General features: G+C 64.8%; 19 protein-coding genes, 2 pseudogenes and 1 riboswitch. Of the genes and pseudogenes, 8 read left to right on the top strand and 13 right to left on the bottom strand.

Going from position 1 to position 21,863, the window contains the following annotated elements; translation table 11 throughout:
• Positions 1-3 precede the first annotated feature (3 nt).
• From nuoK to X742_RS167980, 12 genes and pseudogenes are all read right to left on the bottom strand, one after another.
• Positions 4-312 carry an NADH-quinone oxidoreductase subunit NuoK gene (gene nuoK / locus X742_RS167925; RefSeq protein WP_013894819.1) on the bottom strand — a complete coding sequence of 103 codons (309 nt, stop codon included), beginning with the start codon at positions 310-312 and terminating at the stop codon, positions 4-6.
• A gap of 1 nt (position 313) precedes the next feature.
• Positions 314-934: an NADH-quinone oxidoreductase subunit J gene (locus X742_RS167930; protein ID WP_023769784.1), complete on the bottom strand. Its 621-nt coding sequence runs from the start codon at positions 932-934 to the stop codon at positions 314-316.
• Between the two features lie 237 nt (positions 935-1,171).
• On the bottom strand, positions 1,172-1,663 hold the full coding sequence (nuoI, locus tag X742_RS167935; RefSeq protein WP_015317346.1) for an NADH-quinone oxidoreductase subunit NuoI: 492 nt from the start codon (positions 1,661-1,663) through the stop codon (positions 1,172-1,174).
• On the bottom strand, positions 1,663-2,706 hold the full coding sequence (nuoH, locus tag X742_RS167940) for an NADH-quinone oxidoreductase subunit NuoH (protein WP_015317345.1): 1,044 nt from the start codon (positions 2,704-2,706) through the stop codon (positions 1,663-1,665). Before nuoH ends, nuoI begins: the two co-directional genes overlap by 1 nt.
• A gap of 2 nt (positions 2,707-2,708) precedes the next feature.
• Positions 2,709-4,790 (bottom strand): NADH-quinone oxidoreductase subunit NuoG, encoded by a 2,082-nt coding sequence (gene nuoG, locus X742_RS167945; RefSeq protein ID WP_023769783.1) that lies wholly within the window; start codon positions 4,788-4,790, stop codon positions 2,709-2,711.
• Between the two features lie 73 nt (positions 4,791-4,863).
• Complete coding sequence (locus X742_RS167950; RefSeq protein WP_023769782.1) at positions 4,864-5,559, bottom strand: NADH-ubiquinone dehydrogenase subunit; 696 nt, start codon at positions 5,557-5,559, stop codon at positions 4,864-4,866.
• A 65-nt stretch (positions 5,560-5,624) separates the two neighbouring features.
• Positions 5,625-6,929, bottom strand: coding sequence for an NADH-quinone oxidoreductase subunit NuoF (nuoF, locus tag X742_RS167955; protein ID WP_015317342.1), 1,305 nt, complete (start codon positions 6,927-6,929; stop codon positions 5,625-5,627).
• A 22-nt stretch (positions 6,930-6,951) separates the two neighbouring features.
• Positions 6,952-7,962, bottom strand: a pseudogene (gene nuoE, locus X742_RS167960) (NADH-quinone oxidoreductase subunit NuoE); the annotation flags it as partial.
• On the bottom strand, positions 7,963-9,153 hold the full coding sequence (locus X742_RS167965) for an NADH-quinone oxidoreductase subunit D (RefSeq protein WP_023769780.1): 1,191 nt from the start codon (positions 9,151-9,153) through the stop codon (positions 7,963-7,965).
• The gene (locus X742_RS167970) at positions 9,153-9,755 is read right to left on the bottom strand and encodes an NADH-quinone oxidoreductase subunit C (protein WP_015317339.1); all 603 of its coding nucleotides are present in this window, start codon (positions 9,753-9,755) and stop codon (positions 9,153-9,155) included. The genes X742_RS167965 and X742_RS167970 overlap by 1 nt, the downstream gene beginning before the upstream one ends.
• 4 nt (positions 9,756-9,759) lie before the next feature.
• Complete coding sequence (locus X742_RS167975) at positions 9,760-10,341, bottom strand: NADH-quinone oxidoreductase subunit B (RefSeq protein WP_015317338.1); 582 nt, start codon at positions 10,339-10,341, stop codon at positions 9,760-9,762.
• A complete protein-coding gene (locus X742_RS167980; protein ID WP_010910112.1) occupies positions 10,332-10,697 on the bottom strand; it encodes an NADH-quinone oxidoreductase subunit A in 366 nt (121 codons plus the stop codon). Before X742_RS167980 ends, X742_RS167975 begins: the two co-directional genes overlap by 10 nt.
• Positions 10,698-11,031: 334 nt before the next feature.
• Between X742_RS167980 and X742_RS167985 the strand changes: the two genes are divergently transcribed.
• The 8 genes and pseudogenes from X742_RS167985 to X742_RS168015 all read left to right on the top strand — a co-directional run bounded on the left by X742_RS167985 (position 11,032) and on the right by X742_RS168015 (position 21,131).
• Positions 11,032-12,306, top strand: a complete 1,275-nt coding sequence (locus X742_RS167985; RefSeq protein ID WP_023769779.1) for a winged helix-turn-helix domain-containing protein — start codon at positions 11,032-11,034, stop codon at positions 12,304-12,306.
• Positions 12,307-12,335: 29 nt separating this feature from the next.
• Positions 12,336-12,542: riboswitch (cobalamin riboswitch) on the top strand.
• Positions 12,543-12,655: 113 nt separating this feature from the next.
• Positions 12,656-13,084 (top strand): DUF1636 family protein, encoded by a 429-nt coding sequence (locus tag X742_RS167990; protein WP_023769778.1) that lies wholly within the window; start codon positions 12,656-12,658, stop codon positions 13,082-13,084.
• A 2-nt stretch (positions 13,085-13,086) separates the two neighbouring features.
• Complete coding sequence (gene cobW / locus X742_RS167995; protein WP_023769777.1) at positions 13,087-14,124, top strand: cobalamin biosynthesis protein CobW; 1,038 nt, start codon at positions 13,087-13,089, stop codon at positions 14,122-14,124.
• A gap of 18 nt (positions 14,125-14,142) precedes the next feature.
• A pseudogene (gene cobN / locus X742_RS1000000171920) lies at positions 14,143-17,571 on the top strand (cobaltochelatase subunit CobN).
• The gene (gene cobG / locus X742_RS168000; RefSeq protein ID WP_023769776.1) at positions 17,568-18,980 is read left to right on the top strand and encodes a precorrin-3B synthase; all 1,413 of its coding nucleotides are present in this window, start codon (positions 17,568-17,570) and stop codon (positions 18,978-18,980) included. The pseudogene cobN and the gene cobG overlap by 4 nt, the downstream one beginning before the upstream one ends.
• A 2-nt stretch (positions 18,981-18,982) precedes the next feature.
• Positions 18,983-19,615, top strand: coding sequence for a precorrin-8X methylmutase (locus tag X742_RS168005; RefSeq protein ID WP_023769775.1), 633 nt, complete (start codon positions 18,983-18,985; stop codon positions 19,613-19,615).
• Complete coding sequence (locus X742_RS168010; protein ID WP_023769774.1) at positions 19,612-20,370, top strand: precorrin-2 C(20)-methyltransferase; 759 nt, start codon at positions 19,612-19,614, stop codon at positions 20,368-20,370. The genes X742_RS168005 and X742_RS168010 overlap by 4 nt, the downstream gene beginning before the upstream one ends.
• The gene (locus X742_RS168015; RefSeq protein ID WP_023769773.1) at positions 20,367-21,131 is read left to right on the top strand and encodes a precorrin-3B C(17)-methyltransferase; all 765 of its coding nucleotides are present in this window, start codon (positions 20,367-20,369) and stop codon (positions 21,129-21,131) included. The genes X742_RS168010 and X742_RS168015 overlap by 4 nt, the downstream gene beginning before the upstream one ends.
• On the opposite strand, the gene X742_RS168020 is transcribed toward X742_RS168015, so the two are convergent.
• Positions 21,095-21,862 (bottom strand): cobalt-precorrin-6A reductase, encoded by a 768-nt coding sequence (locus X742_RS168020; protein WP_023769772.1) that lies wholly within the window; start codon positions 21,860-21,862, stop codon positions 21,095-21,097. The genes X742_RS168015 and X742_RS168020 overlap by 37 nt on opposite strands.
• Position 21,863: the final 1 nt, after the last annotated feature.

Raw genomic sequence — 21,863 nt, 5'->3', positions numbered from 1 at the left:
CCGTCAACCCTTCATCATGTTCACGTCTTCGACCGCGATCGAGCCCCGGTTGCGGAAGAAGACGACGAGAATGGCAAGCCCGATGGCGGCTTCAGCCGCCGCGACCGTCAGCACGAACAGCGCGAACACCTGGCCGACCAGATCGCCGAGCGCCGCCGAAAAGGCGACGAAATTGATGTTGACCGCCAGAAGGATCAGTTCGACCGACATCAGGATGACGATGATGTTGCGGCGGTTGAGAAAGATGCCGAACACGCCGAGCGTGAACAGGATCGCCGATACGGTCAGATAGTGTGCGATGCCGACGACCATCTCAGACTCCTTCGCCCGACTTGACCTTGCGGATTTCCATGCCGGTCGCCGCGGTGCGGCCGACCTGGGCTGCGATCGACTGCCGCTTGACCCCTTCCTTGTGCCGCAGCGTCAAGACGATGGCGCCGATCATGGCGACCAGCAGGATGAGGCCCGAAATCTGGAAGTAGTAGAGGTAGTCGGTATAGAGGATGTCGCCGAGCGCCGCCGTGTTCGAGCGCGCGGCGAGATCCGGGATGGGCTTTGCGACCGTCGAGGCGAGCTTCGGCGCGAAGGTGTAGCCGCCCAGCACCACGATCAGCTCCGCCGCCAGGATCAGCCCGACCAGCGCGCCGATCGGCGCGTATTGCAGGGCGCCGCTCTTCAGTTCGGCAAAATCGACGTCAAGCATCATGACGACGAACAGGAACAGCACCATGACCGCGCCGACATAGACGACGAGCAGGATCATCGCCAGGAACTCGGCGCCGGTCAGCATGAACAGGCCGGCGGCGTTGAAGAAGGTCAGGATCAGGAACAGCACCGAATGCACGGGGTTGCGCGACGAAATGACCATGAACGCCGACGCCACGGCGACAAAGGCGAAGAGGTAGAAGAAAGCCGCCTCTAGTCCACTCAGCATTGGGGATCCCCCGGGTTCCTGTCCAAACAGGACGCTCGTCCTGTTTGATTTTTGCGACCGCCTCCGGTCGGCAAGTTTCGTTGTGTCCTATCGCATGTTCCGATCGGGTTGAAATACCCGATCGAAAGAAACATGCGACACTTTTGTCTGCCGGAGGATGATCTTGTCCGAAAACTCCGCAACTTTTCGGGATCCATCCTCTGGACGAGGCCCTCGCCCCCGTCCATGCGTCGAATGTCAGCGATAGGGCGAGTCCAGCGAGATGTTGCGCGCCAGTTCGCGCTCCCACCGGTCGCCATTCGCCAGCAGCCTGTCCTTGTCGTAGTAGAGTTCCTCGCGCGTTTCGGTCGCGAACTCGAAATTCGGCCCCTCGACGATGGCGTCGACCGGGCAGGCTTCCTGGCAAAAGCCGCAATAGATGCACTTCACCATGTCGATATCGTAACGCACCGTGCGGCGCGTGCCGTCATTGCGGCGCGGGCCGGCCTCGATGGTGATCGCCTGCGCCGGGCAGATCGCCTCGCACAATTTGCAGGCGATGCAGCGTTCCTCGCCGTTGGGATAGCGGCGCAGCGCATGCTCGCCGCGAAAGCGCGGGCTGATCGGCCCCTTCTCGTGCGGGTAGTTGATCGTCTCCTTCGGCGCGAAGAACTGGCGCATCGAGAGGAAAAAGGCGCTGACGAAATCCTGCAGCAGCAGCGATTTTGCGGCCTGGGACAAAGCGGACATCACGCAAACCCCGTGATCTTGAGGAAGGCCGCGGTGGCGACGACCATGAACAGCGAGATTGGCAGGAACACTTTCCAGCCCAGCCGCATCAGCTGGTCGTAGCGGTAGCGCGGCACGAAGGCCTTCACCATCGAGATGCCGAAGAACACGAAACAGACCTTCAGCACGAACCAGATGACGCCGGGCACCCAGGTGAAGGGCGCGAAGTCGAAGGGAGGCAGCCAGCCGCCGAGGAACAGGATGGTGGCCAGCGCGCACATCAGCACAATCGCGACATACTCGCCGAGGAAGAACAAGAGGAACGGCGTCGACGAATATTCGACCATGTGGCCGGCGACCAGCTCCGATTCGGCTTCGACCAGATCGAAGGGCGGACGGTTGGTCTCCGCCAGCGCCGAGATGAAGAAGATGACGAACATCGGGAATAGCGCCAGCCAGTTCCAGTCGAGGAACGTGTTGGGCAGTCCGAGCCGCGTTCCAAGCCCACCCTGCTGCGACAGCACGATATCGCTGAGGTTGAGCGAGCCGGCGGTGAGCAGCACGGTGACGATGACGAAGCCGATCGAAACTTCGTAGGACACCATCTGCGCCGCCGAACGCAAAGCGCCGAGGAACGGATATTTCGAGTTGGATGCCCAGCCGCCCATGATCACGCCATAGACCTCGAGCGAGGAGATGGCGAAGACATAGAGGATGCCGACATTGACGTTGGCGATCGCCCAACCCTGGCTGACCGGTATGACCGCCCAGGCCGAGATCGCCAGCACGGCGGAGACAAGTGGCGCCAGCAGGAAGACGCCCTTGTTGGCGCCCGACGGGATGACCGGTTCCTTGAAGACGAATTTCAGCAGGTCGGCGAAGGCCTGCAGCGTGCCCCAGGGGCCGACGACGTTCGGGCCACGGCGAAGCTGCACGGCCGCCCAGATCTTGCGGTCGGCATAGAGGATGTAGGCGACGAAGATCAGCAGCACCACGATCAGCACGACTGACTTCAGGAGGATCAGCAGCGCCGGCAGCACGTAGAAGGAGAAGAAGGTATCCATGCTTATTCCGCCGCCTGCTTGAAGCCGCTCTTGGCCAGTGCCGAGCATTCCGCCATCACGGCCGATGCGCGCGCGATCGGGTTGGTTAGGTAGAAATCCTTGACCGGCGAGGTGAAGGTTCCCTTGTTCAACCGCCCGCCGAGCTTCGCCACGCCGGCGATATCCTCGGCATTGCCGGCCGCGACCTGGTCGATACGGGCCAGATGCGGGTATTCGCCATAGAGCTTTGCGCGCAGTTGCGTCAGCGAATCGAACGGCAGTTTCTTGCCCAGTACGTCGGACAGCGCCCGCAGTATGGCCCAATCCTCGCGCGCGTCGCCCGGCGCGAAGCCGGCGCGGTTGGTCTGCTGGACGCGCCCTTCGGTGTTGACGTAGGTGCCGGACTTTTCGGTATAGGCCGCCGCCGGCAGGATGACATTGGCGCGATGCGCGCCGGCGTCGCCGTGCGTGCCGACATAGACGACGAAGGCGCCGCCGGTCTTGCTCATGTCGATCTCGTCGGCGCCGAGCAGGAACAGGACATCCGTCTCGCCCAGCATGCCGGCGACGTTCTTGCCGCCCTCGCCCGGCACGAAGCCGAGGTCCAGGCCGCCGACGCGCGCCGCTGCGGTGTGCAGCACGGCAAAGCCATTCCAGTCGGCGCGTGCGGCATTCACGGCGGCGGCGAGCCTGGCCGCCTGGCCGAGCACAGCCGGGCCATCGGCGCGCGCCAGGGCGCCCTGACCGACGATAACAAGGGGATGCGTCGCCTTCTTCAGTGTCTGGAAGAACTTGCCGTTGCCGTCCGCCAGATCCTTCAGCGAATCCGGCCCGGCACCCAGCTGTTCGTAGTCATAGCGCGTGTCGCCGACATCGCCGATGACGCCGACCGGCAGATTGCCGAGGCGCCAGCGCTTGCGGATGCGGGCGTTGAGCACCGAGGCCTCGAAGCGCGGATTGGCCCCGATGATCAGCACCGCGTCGGCCTGCTCGATGCCTTCTATGGTCGGGTTGAAGATATAGCTGGCGCGTCCGAGCGCCGGATCGAGCGCCGCGCCATCCTGGCGGCAGTCGGTGTTCTTCGAGCCGAGCGAGGCCATCAAGAGCTTCAGCGCATAGATCTCCTCGACCGCGGCGAGATCGCCCGCGATGGCGCCGATCTTGTCGGGGGCCGCCGCCGAAACCGCGCCCTTGATCGCCGCGAACGCTTCGGCCCAGCTCGCCGGAACCAGCCTGCCGTCCTTGCGCACATAGGGGCGGTCGAGGCGCTGCGTGCGCAGGCCGTCCCAGATGAAGCGGGTCTTGTCGGAAATCCATTCCTCGTTCACGGCTTCGTTGACGCGCGGCAGGATGCGCATCACTTCGCGCCCACGGCTATCGACGCGGATCGCCGAACCGACGGCATCCATCACGTCGATGGATTCGGTCTTGGTCAGCTCCCACGGCCGCGCCTGGAAGGCGAAGGGCTTGGAGGTCAGCGCGCCGACCGGGCAGAGATCGATCACATTGCCCTGTAACTCCGAGGTCATTGCCTGTTCGAGATAGGTGGTGATCTCGGCATCCTCGCCGCGGCCGATCAGGCCGAGTTCGGAAATGCCGGCAACTTCGGTGGTGAAGCGGACGCAGCGCGTGCAGTGGATGCAGCGGTTCATCACTGTCTTGACGAGCGGGCCGATATACTTGTCTTCCACCGCGCGCTTGTTCTCGTGGTAGCGCGAGGAATCGACGCCGAAAGCCATCGCCTGGTCCTGCAGGTCGCACTCGCCGCCCTGGTCGCAGATCGGGCAGTCCAGCGGATGGTTGATCAGCAGGAATTCCATCACGCCTTCCCGGGCCTTCTTGACCATCGGCGTGTTGGTGAAGATTTCCGGCGGCTCGCCGTTCGGGCCGGGGCGCAGGTCGCGCACGCCCATGGCGCAGGAGGCCTGCGGCTTGGGCGGCCCGCCCTTCACCTCGATCAGGCACATGCGGCAATTGCCGGCAATCGACAGCCGCTCATGGAAGCAGAAGCGCGGCACTTCCGCGCCCGCGTCCTCGGCCGCCTGCAGCAGCGTGTAGTGGTCGGGTACAGTGATTTCTTTCCCGTCGACCTTGAGCTTTGCCATTCGCCTCAAACCCCTGCGGATTTCCCGCAATCTCATTTTCCGGGCGCGACAGACGCAGCGCCCGACATTTCATTCACTTCTTCGCGGCCAGCACCGCCGCCTGGGCGGTCCAGTCGTCCCGGCCGATGCGGCCCTTGAACGACAGATAATCGTCGACCCAGGCGATCTCTTGCGGCGACCATGCGGCGATCTGGGCAAACGTCCAGATACCGAGGCCGTTCAGCACCTTTTCCAGCTTCGGGCCGATGCCCGATATCGCCTTGAGGTCGGAGGGCCTCGTCGGCTTCTCAATGGCCTTGGGCTGCTTGAAATCTTCCGGCAGCAGCACATCCGCCGCCTCGCTTGTTGCCGGAGCGGCATTGGCGGCCGGCGCGATGGTGGCGGCTTCCCTGGCTGCGATATCGGTGACTTCCTGGGCGAAGGACTGCGCCTCGGCAATCATCGTCTTCGCGGTCGCCCGCGCCTTGATGGACGAGGGGTTCGCGTCGTCGAATTGTTCGACGCGTGCCTCGAAATCCTCGATCAGCGGTTGCATGAGACGGTGCGATGCCTCGGCGGCCCCCGAAAGCGCACCCATCCAGACGCCGAACGCATGATTGGCGAGCCCCATGCCAAGCGCCGACATCGCCACCGCACCCACGACAGGGTGCACGAAAAGGTGGACGGCGCTGGCCATCTCCTTCGGCATCATCCTGGTCAGGTCCTGATTCATCTTCTCGATCTGGTCCAAATTGGGCATCAATGGGTAGGGTGTCGAATACGGCGCCATAGAGTTCTCCTGGTCGTTTCTTCGTTCGCCCCGCCCCGTTTCTTCCCGCGTTCAAAAGTTTCTTGTTATTCCGCCGCCACCATGACCGGTTCGGCCCGGTGCGCGTTGCGCGAAAACTCGTCGATCCGCCGCTCCACCTCGCCGCGGAAATGCCGCATCAGGCCCTGGATCGGCCATGCCGCCGCATCGCCCAGCGCGCAGATCGTGTGGCCTTCGACCTGCTTGGTGACGTCGAGCAGCATGTCGATCTCGCGCTTCTGAGCCTCACCGCGCACCAGCCGCTCCATCACCCGCCACATCCAGCCGGTGCCCTCGCGGCACGGCGTGCACTGGCCGCAGCTCTCATGCTTGTAGAAGTAGGAAAGCCGCGCGATCGCCTTCACGACATCGGTTGACTTGTCCATGACGATGACGGCGGCCGTGCCGAGGCCGGACTTGAGATCGCGCAGCGCGTCGAAATCCATCGGCGTGTCGATAATCTGCTCCGCCGGCACCAGCGGCACCGAGGCGCCGCCCGGAATGACGGCGAGCAGATTGTCCCAGCCGCCGCGGATGCCGCCGCAATGGGTTTCGATAAGCTCGCGGAACGGGATCGACATCGCCTCTTCGACGGTGCACGGATTGTTGACGTGGCCGGAAACGCAGAACAGCTTGGTGCCCACATTGTTGGGCCGGCCGAAGGACGAGAACCAGGCAGCCCCCCGGCGCAGGATGGTCGGCGCCACCGCGATCGATTCGACATTGTTGACAGTGGTCGGGCAGCCATAGAGGCCGACATTGGCCGGGAATGGCGGCTTCAGCCGGGGCTGGCCCTTCTTGCCTTCGAGGCTTTCCAGCAGCGCGGTTTCCTCGCCGCAGATATAGGCGCCGGCGCCGTGGTGCATGTAGATTTCAAAATCGTAGCCCGACGTGTTGTTCTTGCCGATCAGCTTGGCTTCGTAGGCCTCCTCGATCGCCCGCTGCAGCGCCTCGCGCTCGCGGATGAACTCGCCGCGCACATAGATGTAGGCGGCAATCGCGCCCATGGCGAAGCCGGCCAGGAACGCGCCCTCGACCAGCGTGTGCGGATCGTTGCGCAGGATGTCGCGGTCCTTGCAGGTGCCGGGCTCGGATTCATCGGCGTTGATGACGAGATAGCTCGGCCGGCCGTCGCTCTGCTTGGGCATGAACGACCATTTCAGCCCGGTCGGGAAGCCGGCGCCGCCGCGTCCGCGCAGGCCCGACGCCTTCATCTCGTTGACGATCCACTCGCGCCCCTTGGCGACGATGCCGGGCGTGTTGTCCCAGGCGCCGCGAGCCATTGCGCCGGCCAGCGACTTGTCGAAGAGGCCGTATATATTGGTGAAGATGCGGTCTTTGTCCTGAAGCATTTTTCGTCCCTCAGACCGGCTTCTTGGTCGGCTTGGCGGCAGGCTGCTTGGTCTCCGGCGCCTTGAAGGCGCTGCCCGGTTCGGCCCGGTTCTTCGGCCCATTGCGTTGTTTTGGAGTCGCCTCGACTTCAGGAGCGGCCTTGTTGGCGTTGGCGGCCGAGTGGAGGGGTGCCGCAACGCTGGCCGCGTTCTCGGTGACCGGCGCGACCTTGGCCGGCGACGGCGTCTTCAACGTCGGGTTGGTCTCTGGCGCGGCGGTCTTCGGCCTGCTGGATTTCGACGGAGCAACCGGACCAGACGCAGCTGGGGCGGCTGGGGCAGCCGGTGCCGGCACCGGCGCGGCGATGATGGCGTCGGGCGCTGCCTTCGCGGCCTTGGCTGCTTCCCGAGTTTCGCGGTCGCGGGTCGACTTGAGGATCGCCTTTTCGCTCTTCAGCGTGGTCAGGCCGGAGGCCGGCTCCGAGCCGGTGCGGCCGTTCTGCGGTCCCGGGGTCACCGAGGCGCCCTTGCCGGCGTCGTAGAGATCGATGATTTCGGCCAGACGCTCGGGCGTCAGATCCTCGAACGTGTCCTTGAACACCATGACCATCGGCGCGTTGACGCAGGCGCCGAGGCATTCGACCTCCTCCCACGACAAGGTGCCCTTGTCGTTGGTGTGGAATTGGTCGTGATGGATCTTCGAGCGGCACACGTCCATCAGCGCTTCCGAGCCGCGCAGCATGCAGGGCGTGGTGCCGCAAACCTGGATGTGCGCACGAGTGCCGACGGGGTTCAACTGGTACTGCGTATAGAAGGTCGCGACCTCGAGGCCGCGGATACGCGGCATGCCGAGCATGTCGGAAATGGTCTCGATCGCCGCCTTGGTGACCCAGCCTTCCTGCTCCTGCGCTATCATCAGCAGGGGAATGATCGCCGACTGCTCGCGGCCCTTGGGATACTTCTTGATCCATTGCTTCGCCGCTGCCGCATTCGCCCGGTTGAAGGCGAAGGAGGCTGGCTGGACGCTGGCTTCTGCGAGACGGCGGACTGACATTTAGCGATCGACCTCACCAAACACGATGTCGAGGGAGCCGAGGACGGCTGTGACGTCGGCCAGCATGTGACCGCGGCAGAGGAAATCCATGGCTTGCAGATGCGCGAAACCGGGGGCGCGCAGCTTGCAGCGATACGGCTTGTTGGTGCCGTCGGAGACCAGGTAGACGCCGAACTCGCCCTTTGGCGCCTCGACCGCCGCATAGACCTCGCCGGCCGGGACGCGGTAGCCCTCGGTATAGAGCTTGAAGTGATGGATGAGCGCTTCCATCGAACGCTTCATCGCCTGGCGCTTGGGCGGCACCACCTTGCCGTCGAGGTTCGACACCGGCCCGGTGCTTTCCTTGCCGAGCAAGAGATCGATGCACTGGCGCATGATCCGTGCCGACTGGCGCATCTCTTCCATGCGCACGAGGTAACGGTCGAAACAGTCGCCATTCTTGCCGATTGGGATGTCGAAATCCATTTCCGAATAGCATTCATAGGGCTGCGACTTGCGCAGGTCCCACGGCGAGCCCGAACCACGGACCATGACGCCCGAAAAGCCCCAGGCCCAGGCGTCGGCCAGCGAGACGATGCCGATGTCGACATTGCGCTGCTTGAAGATGCGGTTGCCGGTGAGCAGCCTGTCGAGATCGTCGAGCGATTTCAGGAAAGGGTCGATCCACTTGCCGATGTCCTCGACCAGCTGCCGCGGCAGGTCCTGGTGGACGCCGCCGGGCCGGAAATAGGCCGCATGCATGCGCGAGCCGGAGGCGCGCTCATAGAACACCATCAGCTTTTCGCGCTCGACGAAGCCCCACAGCGGCGGCGTCAGCGCGCCGACATCCATGGCTTGCGTCGTCACATTGAGGATGTGCGACATGATGCGGCCGATTTCGCAATAGAGCACGCGGATCAGTTGGCCGCGCCTCGGCACCTCGATGCCGAGCAGGCGCTCGGCGGCGAGCGCGAAGGCGTGCTCCTGGTTCATCGGCGCGCAATAGTCGAGCCGGTCGAGATAAGGCACCGCCTGCAGATAGGTCTTATGCTCGATCAGCTTCTCCGTACCGCGATGCAAGAGCCCGATATGCGGATCGACCCGATCGACCACTTCGCCGTCCAACTCCAGAACCAACCTCAAAACACCATGCGCGGCAGGGTGCTGAGGTCCGAAGTTGATGTTAAAGTTGCGGACGGAGGTTTCAGCCATTACTGCTTTGCCTTCTCATCCCCTGGCAGCACGTAATCCGTGCCTTCCCATGGGGACAGAAAATCGAAATTGCGGAATTCCTGCTTCAGTTCCACAGGCTCGTAGATGACGCGCTTGGCTTCGTCGTCGTAACGCACTTCGACGAAACCGGTGAGCGGGAAATCCTTGCGCAGCGGATGGCCTTCGAAACCGTAGTCGGTCAGCAGGCGGCGCAGGTCCGGATGGCCGGAAAACAGCACGCCATAGAGATCGTAGGTTTCGCGCTCGAACCAGTCGGCGCCGGGATAGACGCCGGTGATCGAAGGCACCATCGTCTCCTCGTCGGCCTGCACCTTGATGCGAATGCGCACATTCTGCTTAGGCGAAAGCAGGTGATAGACGACGTCGAAGCGCTTGGCCCGCGACGGGTAGTCGGCACCGCAGACATCGATGATCGAGATGAACTGGCAGCGCGCATCGTCGCGCAGGAAGGTCATCACCTCGATCAAGTTTTGAGGCTCGACGTGAACGGTGAGCTCGCCATAGGCGAATACCGCATCGCCGAAGCGGCCAGGCAGCTTCTCGCCGAGATAGGTCGACAGTTCGCTTAAGGAGGCGGCCATGGATTTACCGTTCGATCGTGCCGGTGCGGCGGATCTTCTTCTGCAGCAGAAGAATGCCGTAGAGCAGGGCTTCGGCGCTCGGCGGGCAGCCGGGCACGTAGATGTCCACCGGCACGACCCGATCACAGCCGCGCACCACCGAATAGGAATAGTGATAGTAGCCGCCGCCATTAGCGCACGAACCCATCGAGATGACGTAGCGCGGCTCCGGCATCTGGTCGTAAACCTTGCGCAGCGCCGGCGCCATCTTGTTGGTCAGCGTGCCGGCCACGATCATGATGTCGGACTGGCGCGGAGACGCGCGCGGCGCGACACCGAACCGCTCCGAATCGTAACGCGGCATCGAGGTGTGGATCATCTCGACCGCGCAGCACGCCAGACCGAAGGTCATGAACATGAGCGAGCCGCTGCGCGCCCAGGTGATCAGCGCCTCGGTCGAGGTGACCAGAAAACCCTTGTCGGCAAGCTCATTGTTGATTTCGAGGAAGAAGGGATCGTCCTCCCCCACCGGCCTGCCGGTGTTGGGATCGATAATACCTTTGGGCTTCGGCGCGACGAGGGTGCCTGAACTGTCGTTCAATCCCATTCCAGCGCTCCTTTTTTCCATTCATAGGCAAAGCCGATGGTCAGCACTGCCAAAAACACCATCATTGACCAGAAACCGAGCATGCCGATCTTCGAGAAGGACACTGCCCAGGGGAAGAGGAAGGCTACTTCCAGGTCGAATATAATGAACAGGATCGACACCAGGTAGAAGCGGATGTCGAATTTCATGCGGGCGTCGTCGAACGAGTTGAAACCGCACTCATACGCGGAAAGTTTTTCAGGATCGGGGTTGCGATACGCCACCAGGAACGGGGCCGCCAGTAGCGCCAGGCCGACGACCAGTGCCACGCCGATAAACAGGACGATGGGCAGGTACGAACTGAGAAGTGCGTTCATGCAGCGGCTTTCCGTTGGCGCCAATCCACTTTGACTACAGCACCGAACCTTAATGCGGAAGCGTGACAGATTAACCGCTGAACCGTTTTAAGGGGCCTATGCTGCAACGCGGCGAGGGTTAGCGCAGCACTTCCAGCGAAGCAAGTCAAACCTTGTTCAAAACTCCGCGCTGGACGGCATTCCGGGAGAAACTGGTCCCATCCGCTCCTGTTTGATTTCCTTCGCTTTAAACTCCACTTTTCTCTCCTGACACGGTTGCCGCCAAAACCCTGCTAGCATGGATGGGAATCACGCCCAGCAATGTGCCAGACAGGTCCATCAGAGACGCATCCGCATGAAGGAAAAGATCTCGCTTGCCGCCGCCCGGCGCATCGCGCTCGCCGCCCAGGGATTTCTCGATCCCCGCCCGGCCGGCACGCCGGACCGTCGCCATTTCGCCCGCGTTCTGTCCCGCACCGGCCTGTTGCAGATCGATTCCGTCAGTGCCGTGGTGCGCGCTCATTACATGCCGCTCTATTCGCGTCTCGGCCCCTATCCCCTCGCTTTGCTCGACAACGCCGCCGTGACGCGCAAGCGCACCGTCTTCGAATATTGGGCGCATGAAGCCTCGTTCCTGCCGGTCGAGACCTACCCGCTGATGCGCTGGCGCATGCAGCGCGCCGAGCAAGGCGATGAAATGTATCCGGGACTGGCCAAATGGGGCCGCGAGCACGCCGCCTATATAGAAGAGATCTACCGCGAGGTCGTCGCGCGCGGGCCGATCGCCGCTTCGGCGCTCGAAGGCCAGAAAGGCTCCGGCGGCTGGTGGGGTTGGAGCCACGCCAAGCACGCCTTCGAGTGGCTGTTCTGGGCCGGGCGCATTACCACCGCGCACCGACGCGGCTTCGAGCGCTTCTACGACCTCCCGGAGCGCGTGCTGCCGCAGCCGATCCTCGATCTGCCGGTACCGACGCCTGAGGACGCGCATCGCGAATTGCTGCGCATTTCCGCCCGTGCCCNGCCGATCCTCGATCTGCCGGTACCGACGCCTGAGGACGCGCATCGCGAATTGCTGCGCATTTCCGCCCGTGCCCATGGCGTGGCGACTTCAGGCGACCTGCGCGACTATTTTCGACTCTCGCCGGCCGACATGAAAGGCCGGCTGGAGGAACTGGTCGAACTCGGCGACTTGCTGCCGGTCCGTGTCGAGGGCTGGGAAAAGCCGGCTTACCTTCACAAGGACGCCCGTATGCCGCGCAAGATCGAGGCCCGCGCCCTGCTGGCGCCGTTCGATCCGGTCGTCTTCGAGCGCTCGCGCTCAGAGCGGCTGTTCGACTTCCATTACCGCATCGAAATCTACACGCCGGCCGACAAGCGGCAATATGGCTACTATGTCCTGCCTTTCCTGCTCGGCGACAGGATTGTGGCGCGCATCGACCTCAAGGCCGACCGGCCGGCCAGTGTCCTGCGCGTCCATGCCGCCTACCCCGAGCCCGACGCACCGCCCGAAACCGCCGCCCAGCTCTTCGAGGAATTGAAGCAGATGCAGGGCTGGCTTGGCCTTGAGCGCATGGAAATAACCCCTGTCGGCGATCTCGGCCCGGCGCTGTCCGACATCGCGGTGTCGTAAGCTCGCGTTGACACCGCTGCCTGCAAGAGCCTAAATCCCATCCAGACGGTCTCCTCTCGGCAAAGGGAGGAGCCAAGAGGGAATGCGGTGCGGGATTGAAAATCCCAAATCCGCGGCTGTCCCCGCAACTGTGAGCGAAGAGCCAAGGCCGAAAGCCACTGGGATTGTCCCGGGAAGGCGGCTACCAAGGCGATGACCCGCGAGCCAGGAGACCTGCCGTCTGGAATGCAATAATCCGATCGCCTGGCGGGTTTTCCGGGCAAGGAGCCTGATTTGGATCGCGACAGCAGCTTTTCGGCTGAAACNATAATCCGATCGCCTGGCGGGTTTTCCGGGCAAGGAGCCTGATTTGGATCGCGACAGCAGCTTTTCGGCTGAAACAACCGACATTTCGTCCGGCGGGGATGATTCCCTGGCCGGCATCACGGTCATTGTCTGCGCTTCCTGTCGCGACGAGACCGGCTCCGACGCCCGTCCCCGGGCCGGCGAACTTTTGGCTGAAGATACGCGCCAAGCCGCCTTGGCCGAGAAGATTCGCGTCCGCACGGTCGAATGCCTCGGCAATTGCAAGCGCCGGCTTAGCGCCGCGATCCTGCGCGACGGCTGCTGGAGCTATGTGTTCGGCGATCTGACCACGACCAGCGGCGCCGATCTCGTCACCGGCGCGAAACTCTTCGCCACCTCGAGCGACGGCCTCATTCCCTGGCGGGGCAGGCCCGATAGCCTCAAGCGCGGCCTCGTTGCCCGCATTCCACCCCTCGACATGCTGAAAGACTGATCATGACAACATCTCTGTCTCGCGTTCCCTGCACCGTCGTCACCGGCTTCCTCGGCGCCGGCAAGACGACGCTGGTCCGCCATCTCCTGGAAAACGCGGGCGGCAAGCGGATTGCCATCATCGTCAACGAGTTCGGCGACATCGGCATCGACGGCGAGATCCTCAAGGGCTGCGGCATCGACACCTGCCCAGAGGAAAACATCGTCGAACTGGCCAATGGCTGCATCTGCTGCACCGTGGCCGACGATTTCGTGCCGGCCCTCGACAAGATCCTGTCGCTGACGCCGAAGGTCGACCATATCCTGATCGAAACCTCGGGCCTCGCTCTGCCCAAGCCTCTGGTCCAAGCCTTCCAGTGGCCGACGGTGAAGAGCCGCGTGACCGTCGATGGCGTCATCGCCGTGGTCGACGGCCCCGCACTGGCGGAAGGCCGCGTCGCCAACGACATGGACGCCCTGCAGGCGCAGCGCGCGCAGGACGAGAGCCTCGACCATGACGATCCGGTCGAGGAAGTGTTCGAGGATCAGATCGCCTGCGCCGACCTGATCATCCTGTCGAAGAGCGACCTGATGGACGCCGCCGGCTCGGCTCGCGCCAAGGCCATCGTCAACGAACACTCCGCCCGCGCCGTGAAGATCGTGCCGACGTCCCATGGCAAGGTCGATCCCTCGGTGCTGCTCGGGCTCGGTCTCGCCGTCGAGGACGACATCGAGAACCGCAAGTCCCACCATGACGGCGCATTCGATCACGAGCATGACGACTTCGACACGTTCATCGTCGACATTCCCTCGATCGCCAATCCCGACGAGTTGGCAAAGCGCGTCGCCGCCGCCGCCGAACAGGAAAACGTGCTGCGCGTGAAAGGCTTCGTCGAGGTCGGCGGCAAGCCGATGCGGCTCCTGCTGCAGGCCGTCGGCCCGCGGGTCAATCATTACTACGACCGTGCCTGGACCGCCGGGGACGACCGCCGATCGCGCCTCGTCGTCATCGGCCCCAAGGGGCTGAACCGTCCTGCGATCGAACGTATCCTCGCCGGCTGATTTCCAGGCCGGGCCGCGATGCACATCCTCACGACGACCTCCGCCTCGCTCGACGACCTCGCCGAGCCTGTCGATCTCAGGCAGGCGCCGGCGGACATCGTGGCCCTATCCTTCACCAGATCGGAAGAGCACACGTCTGNTGCCCTCGATGCGGCTGGCCGCACTGCGCGACCTGCGCCATCCCATGTCCGTCGACCTCTGGATCGACACCGTCGCCCGCCACGCCAAAATCATCCTGGTGCGCATCCTCGGCGGCTACGAGTGGTGGCGCTATGGCTGCGACCAACTGGCGGTGATTGCCCGCGAACGCGGCATCAAACTGGCGCTGCTTCCCGGCGAAAGCCACGACGAGGATCTCAGGCTGGTCGAAGCCTCGACGCTGCCGCGTGCCGAACTGGACGGCCTGCTCGGCTATTTCCGCGAGGGCGGCCCGGCCAATATGAGCGCGCTGGTGCACAAGCTGGCAGGCCTGGCCGGACAGGATACGCCCGTCGCCAACCCGGTCAGCGTGCCGAAGGCCGGGTACTATCAGGCTGGATTGGGGGTCTCGGAGGAGCCGGCCGGTTCCAATAGCGACACTCCCATTATCCCGATTCTCTTCTACCGATCGATGCTGCTTGCCGCCGATGTCGCCCCGATCGACGCGCTGGCCGAGGCTTTGCGCTCCAGGGGATTGGCACCGGTCCCGATCTTCGTTTCCAGTCTGAAGGATCCGGCGTCGCTGGCATTCGTCGAAAATGCCATCGCATCGCTGAAACCCGCCGCGATCGTCACCGCGACCGCTTTCGCATCCGGCGCGGAACCCGGCGTCGAAACCCTGTTCGACCGCGCCGGCGTGCCCGTCTTCCAGGTCATCGTCGCCACCACGCGCCGCGACGTCTGGGAAAACAACCAGCGCGGCCTGGCGCCAGCCGACCTTGCCATGCATGTCGTGCTGCCCGAACTCGACGGCCGCATCCTCGCCGGCGCCATTTCCTTCAAGGCCGAGAGCGATATCGATCCGGCGCTTGGCCATCGCGCGTTGGCGAACCGGCCGGAACTGGACCGGGTGGAGCAAGTGGCCGGTCGAGTCTCGGCTTTCATCCGGCTGCGGGAGACGAAGCGGGACGAGCGCAAGCTCGCGATCCTCATCCCCGACTATCCCAGTGCACCTGGCCGCACAGGCTATGCGGTCGGGCTGGATGTGCCATCCAGCGTCCTGGCCATGCTGCACGACTTGAGCGAACAGGGCTATGCCGTTGAGGGGATTCCGCAAACGCCGCGTGAATTGTTGCAGATGCTGGGGCGGGGCAGTGATGGGCTGGGGTTGAATGACTATCTCGACTTCTCGAAAGAGTTGCCGACATCGGCGATNGTGAATTGTTGCAGATGCTGGAGCGGGGCAGTGATGGGCTGGGGTTGAATGACTATCTCGACTTCTCGAAAGAGTTGCCGACATCGGCGATTGCCGCGGTAAAGGCTGCGTGGGGCAGAGCGGAAAATGAGACCTCGCACACAACTTCGCTATCAGGCAAACACCACTTCCCCTTCCGCGCCGCGCATTTCGGCAATGTCACCGTGGCACTCGCCCCCGACCGGGGCCGCTCGGCCGATCGTCGCGCCGACTACCACGATCCGACCCTCCCCCCGCGCCATGCCTTGATCGCCTTTGGCCTGTGGCTGCGCAAATCGATCGGCACCCACGCTCTCATCCATGTCGGCGCCCACGGCACGCTGGAATGGCTGCCCGGCAAGACCGTCGCGCTGTCGCAAACCTGCTTTCCCGAGATCGTCACCGGCGCATTACCAGTCATTTATCCTTTCATCGTTTCCAACCCCGGCGAAGCCGCGCAGGCCAAACGGCGCATTGCCGCCGTCACCCTTGGCCATTTGCCGCCGCCGCTGGCAGGCGCCGGGCTGGACGAGGACCAGCACGAGCTCGAACGGCTGGTCGACGAATATGCCCAGGCCGACGGGCTCGACCGGCGTCGCCGCGACCGGCTCGCCAGGCTGATTGTCGAAACCGCGCAAAAGACCGGCCTTGCCTCCGAAGCCGGCGTCGCCAAGACCGACGCGCCCGACGAAGCGCTGCGCCGCATCGACGCCTGGCTCTGCGACCTCAAGGATTTCGCCATCAAGGACGGGCTGCACATCTACGGCCGCGTCCCAAACGACGAACCAGACTCCATGCGCCGGCAAAGCGCGGGCACCGAGAAGGCCTCCCTGCTCGCCGCGCTCGATGGGCGTCACGTCAAGGCGGGCCCGGCCGGCGCACCCGCGCGCGGCCGCGGTGACGTGCTTCCAACCGGCCGCAACCTGTTCACCTCGGATCCGCGAACCATGCCGACGCCGATCGCATATGATCTTGGCAAAGCGGCGGCCGAAGAAGTGGTGCGCGGCTACATGCAGTCGCATGGCGACTGGCCGCGTTCGCTGGTGATCGATCTCTGGGGCTCGGCATCGCTGCGCACCGGCGGCGAGGAGATCGCGCAGGGCCTGGCCTTGATCGGCTGCCGACCGCAATGGGACACTGCCACCGGCCGCATCACCGGCATCGAGGTGCTGCCCCCGGCTGCGCTCGGCCGCCCGCGTGTCGACGTCACCTGGCGCATATCAGGTCTGTTCCGCGACATGTTCCCGACCCAGATCGCGCTGATCGACGCCGCCGCCAGGGCCGTTGCCGCGCGCGACGAGGACGATTCGGAAAACCCGCTCGCCGCCAAAACCCGCGCCGACGGCAAGGTCAGCCCACGGATCTTCGGCACTTCGCCCGGCACGTACGGCGCCGGCGTCGAGGACATGCTGTCGAGCGGCTACTGGACGGCGCGGGAAGAGATCGGCCGCGCCTATCTCGACGCGACCTCGCATGCCTATGGCGGTGCCGGCGGCGAAGGCGTCTCGGCACCGGGAGCGTTTGAAGGCCGCATCGCCGAGGCCGATCTTCTCGTCCACACCGGCGATGACCCCGGCCGCGACATTCTCGAAGGCTCCGCCGACGTCGCCTTCATCGGCGGCTTCTCGGCCGCCTTGGCCGCACTCGGCAGGAACGCCGACGTCATCGTGCTCGACACCACGGATCCGCGCAGGCCGAAACCGCGATCGGTCGGCGAAGCAGTGTCACGCGTGGTGCGCGCCCGTGCCGTCAATTCACGCTTCATATCGGGCCAGATGCGCCACGGCCCGCGCGGCGCCTCCGAATTCGCCGAAACCGTCGACCGGCTGGTCGGCTTCGCCGAGACCACCCATGCCATTTCAGGCGCGCTGATCGAGGCTGTGCACGATGCCTATCTTGGCGACGCGGACGTCCGCGCCTTCATCCTGCGCGAAAATCCCGCAGCCGCCAAAGTCATTGCCGAGCGCTTCCTGTCGGCGCGCCGGCGTGGTCTCTGGCATCCCGTGCGCAATTCCATCGACGACGATCTCGCCGCGCTGATCGCCGAGGCCAACGCGCTCGGGGTCGCGCCATGAACGCCTTCTCGCGCCGTGGCGCCTGCCCTGCCTTGTCGGCGCCGATGCAGACAGGCGACGGCCTGCTGGTGCGGCTCAATCCGGTCGCCGGAGGCCCATCTTCCGGAGGCCCATCTTCCGGAGGCCCGTCTTCCGGAGGCCCATCTTCCGGAGGGTTGTCGCCGAAGCTGTTGATCGCCCTTGCTGAGTCCGCCTCGCGGCACGGCAACGGCATCATGGAAGTGACGGCGCGCGGCAGCCTGCAGATCCGTGGCCTGACGACGGAAAGTGCCGCGTTGCTGGCAACGGAGGTCGATGCGCTGGGCATCGCGGTGCGCACCGGCTTACCGGTCGAGACCGGCCCGCTGGCGGGTATCGACCCACACGAGATCGCGGATCCCCGGCCAATGGCTGAGCGGATCACGGCGGCGATCGAAGGTGCAGGACTGGCGCCAAGGCTTGGGCCGAAGGTTTCGGTGGTCGTCGACGGCGGCGGGCAACTCACGCTGGATGCGGTGACGGCCGATGTCAGGTTGAAGGCGGTTGGGGTCAGCGCTGGCACTCTTTGGGCCATATCAGTTGCCGGTGACAGCCAAAGTGAGAAGCGACTTGCGACGGCTGACGAAGATGCGGCGCGCGACATTGCTGTCGCGGCGCTTCGGATGGTCGCCGAGAAAGGTCGGGACGCACACACACGGGATTTGTCGGAGCGGCAGTTGGCCTCTCTCGCAGGTTGGCACTCCACGCCGCCCCCCTCTGTCCTGCCGGAGATCGGCGGGACAGAGGAGGGCGCCGTGGAGCATAGTTGCCTGCCGGTTGGCCTCTTCGACTTGAACAACGGCCACGCCTTCGGCATCGGCCTCCCCTATGGCAGCATGCCGGCGGACAAGATCATCGGCCTCGCGCAAAGCTCCCTCGCCCTCGGCACGTCAGAAATCCGCCTCGCCCCCGGCCGCGCCTTGCTTTTCCTCGGTCAGCCGGCGAATGCGAATCAATCCCTTCACCACACCGCCGCCACCCTCGGCTTCGTCACCTCTCCCACCGACCCGCGCACGCGCATCGCGGCTTGCCCCGGCGCCCCGGCCTGCGCTTCCGGCCGGATCGCGACGCGCGACATCGCCGAGGCGATCGCCACCGAAAACGCCGACATCCTTGACTTCACGCTGCACGTCTCCGGCTGCGCCAAGGGCTGCGCCAATCCCGGCCCGGCAGCGCTCACAATAGTCGGCGGCGAAAATGGAGCCGGACTTGTCGTGAACGCGACGGCAAAGGCTCTTCCTGCCGGCTACAGGCCGGGCTATGACGCCGCGCGCGGCTTCAGCCGCGTCGCGGCGATGATCCGCGGTGCACGATATCAGGGCGAAACCGCCGCCGCTTGCCTGACAAGGCTTGGGACGGCTGGTCTTGCCCAGACGTATTTACAGGAATGAGCATGGCCGCCTACGACTATATTCACGACGGCACGGCGATCTACGAGCGTTCCTTCGCCATCATCCGCGCCGAGGCCGATCTCTCGCGCTTTTCCGAGGCCGAGGCGGATGTCGCCATCCGCATGATCCACGCCTGCGGCCAGGTCGAGGCGGTAAATCATTTCGTTTTCTCCCCCGACTTCGTCAGCGCCGCGCGCAAAGCCCTGGCGGCCGGCGCGCCGATCTTCTGCGACGCCGAAATGGTCTCGCATGGCGTCACGCGCGCCCGGCTGCCGGCCGGGAATGAGGTGATCTGCACGCTGCGCGACCCGCGCACGCACGACATCGCCAGGGAGATCGGGAACACCCGCTCGGCGGCCGCCATCGACCTGTGGAGCGAGCGCATGGCCGGTTCGGTGGTCGCCATCGGCAACGCGCCGACCGCGCTCTTTTATCTCCTGGAGAAGCTGCGCGACGGCGCGCCCAGGCCGGCCGCCATCATAGGCATGCCGGTCGGCTTCGTCGGCGCTGCCGAATCCAAGGACGCACTGGCCGAGAATTCCTATGGCGTGCCCTATGCCATTGTGCGCGGCAGGCTCGGCGGCAGCGCCATGACCGCCGCCGCACTCAATTCACTGGCGAGGCCGGGCTTGTGAACGCGCTCCCCAAAGGCCGTCTCGTCGGCGTCGGCACCGGTCCCGGCGACCCAGAATTGTTGACGCTGAAGGCCGCGCGGGTGCTGGCCGAGGCCGATGTCGTGGCGTATTTCGCCAAGCGCGGCAACAACAGCAATGCACGCGCCATCGTCGAGGCGCGCTTCCGGCCTGACATGCTGGAACTGCCGCTGCTCTATCCCGTGACCACCGAGATCGACAAGGATCACGACGACTACCGGTCGCAGATCACCGGCTTCTACGAGGAGTCGGCGGAACAGGTCGCCGAGCACCTCGACGCCGGCAGGTTGGTTGCCGTGCTGTCCGAGGGTGATCCGCTGTTCTACGGCTCCTACATGCACCTGCATGTCCGCCTTGCCCATCGTTTCCACACCGAGGTCATCCCGGGCATCACCGCAATGTCCGGCTGCTGGTCGCAGACCGGTGTGCCGATCGTCCAAGGCGACGACGTGCTGACCGTGCTGCCCGGCACGATGAGCGAGTTCGAGCTGACGCGCCGCCTCGCCGACACCGATGCCGCCGTCATCATGAAGGTCGGCCGCAACCTGCCCAAGATCAGGCGCGCGCTTGAGGCGACCGGCAAGCTGACGCGCGCCGTCTATGTCGAGCGCGGCACCATGGCCGGCAGCGTCTCGATGAAACTTGCCGATAAGCCGGACGACAAGGCGCCCTACTTCGCCATCGTGCTGGTTGCCGGCTGGTCCGGTCGGGCAAGCGCGGCTGGAGCCCAGATATGAGCGGCCGTCTCACCGTCATCGGCCTCGGGCCCGGCAATGCCGACCAGGTCACGCCGCAAGCCACCCACGCTATCGCCGAGGCAAAATTCTTCTATGGCTACAAGCCTTACCTCGACCGGCTCGAGCTGCGCCCGGACCAGATCCGTGTCGCTTCCGACAACCGCGAGGAACTCGCCCGCTCCAAGGATGCCCTGACCAAGGCTGCCGAGGGCCACGACGTTGCCGTGGTGTCCGGTGGCGACCCCGGCGTCTTTGCCATGGCCGCAGCGGTCTGCGAGGCCATCGAGGCCGGCCCGGCCGAATGGCGCACGGTCGATGTCGCCGTCGTGCCTGGCGTCACCGCCATGCTCGCGGTCGCCGCCCGCATCGGCGCGCCGCTTGGCCACGACTTCTGCGCCATTTCGCTGTCCGACAATCTGAAGCCTTGGGATCTGATCGAACTGCGCCTCCTGGCGGCAGCCGGCGCCGGCTTCGTCATCGCGCTCTACAATCCGATCAGCAAGGCGCGCCCCTGGCAGCTTGGCCGCGCCTTCGAATGCCTGGCCGCCATCCTGCCCGGAACGACGCCGGTGATCTTCGGCCGCGCCGCCGGCCGGCCGGATGAACGCATCGAGGTCTATCTGCTGGCCGATGTCGACGCCGAAAAGGCCGACATGGCGACCTGCATCATCATCGGTTCGCCGGAGACCCGGATCATCAAGCGCGGCGAAAAGCCGGCGCTGGTCTACACGCCGCGCTCGGCGTCGGGCTCGACAAAATGACGCACCATCCCGGCCAGCGCTTCGACGGTTTCAGCCGAAGGCACATCCGGCAGGACGGGCCTGCGAACCATCATCACCTCGATGCCGAGCCCCCTGGCAGCGGCAATCTTCCCGTATGTCGCCGCGCCGCCGCTGTTCTTCGACACCACGACATCGATACGATGCTTTTCGAGCAACACGCGCTCGTCGGTCTCGCCAAACGGCCCGCGCGCCAGCAGATAGTCGGCATCGGGCACAACCAGCTTCGGCTCGACCGGATCGACGCTGCGGATGAGGTAGTGGTGCTGGGGTGCGGCCTCGAAGACGGCGACCTCCTGCCGGCCAAGCGCCAGAAACACGCGGCGCGGCACATCGCCAAGCGCCCGCGCCGCCCCGGCAACGCCGTCGATCTCAAGCCAGCGGTCACCCTGGGCAGCTTCCCAGCCTGGACGCCGCAAGGCAAGGATCGGCACGCCGGTGGCGCGTGCTGCTTGCGCGGCATTGGCGGAGATACGCGCCGCGTAGGGATGCGTGGCGTCGATCAGCAGACCAGTGCCTGCCTCCCTGAGATAAGCGGCCAAACCGTCGGCACCGCCGAACCCACCACTTCGCACGGGCACGCCTTGCGCGACGGGGTTTCCCGTACGGCCGGCCAGCGACAGCGTGACCGAGCAATCGGCGCGCGCCGCCAGTTTTCCGGCCAGTTGCCGGGCTTCGGTGGTGCCGCCGAGGATCAGAATACGGTGGGTCATC

The organism is Mesorhizobium sp. LNHC229A00, assembly GCF_000502415.1.
Lineage (GTDB): Bacteria > Pseudomonadota > Alphaproteobacteria > Rhizobiales > Rhizobiaceae > Mesorhizobium.
The sequence above is the reverse complement of the archived record's forward strand: the minus strand, read 5'-3'. Positions and strand labels throughout refer to the sequence as shown.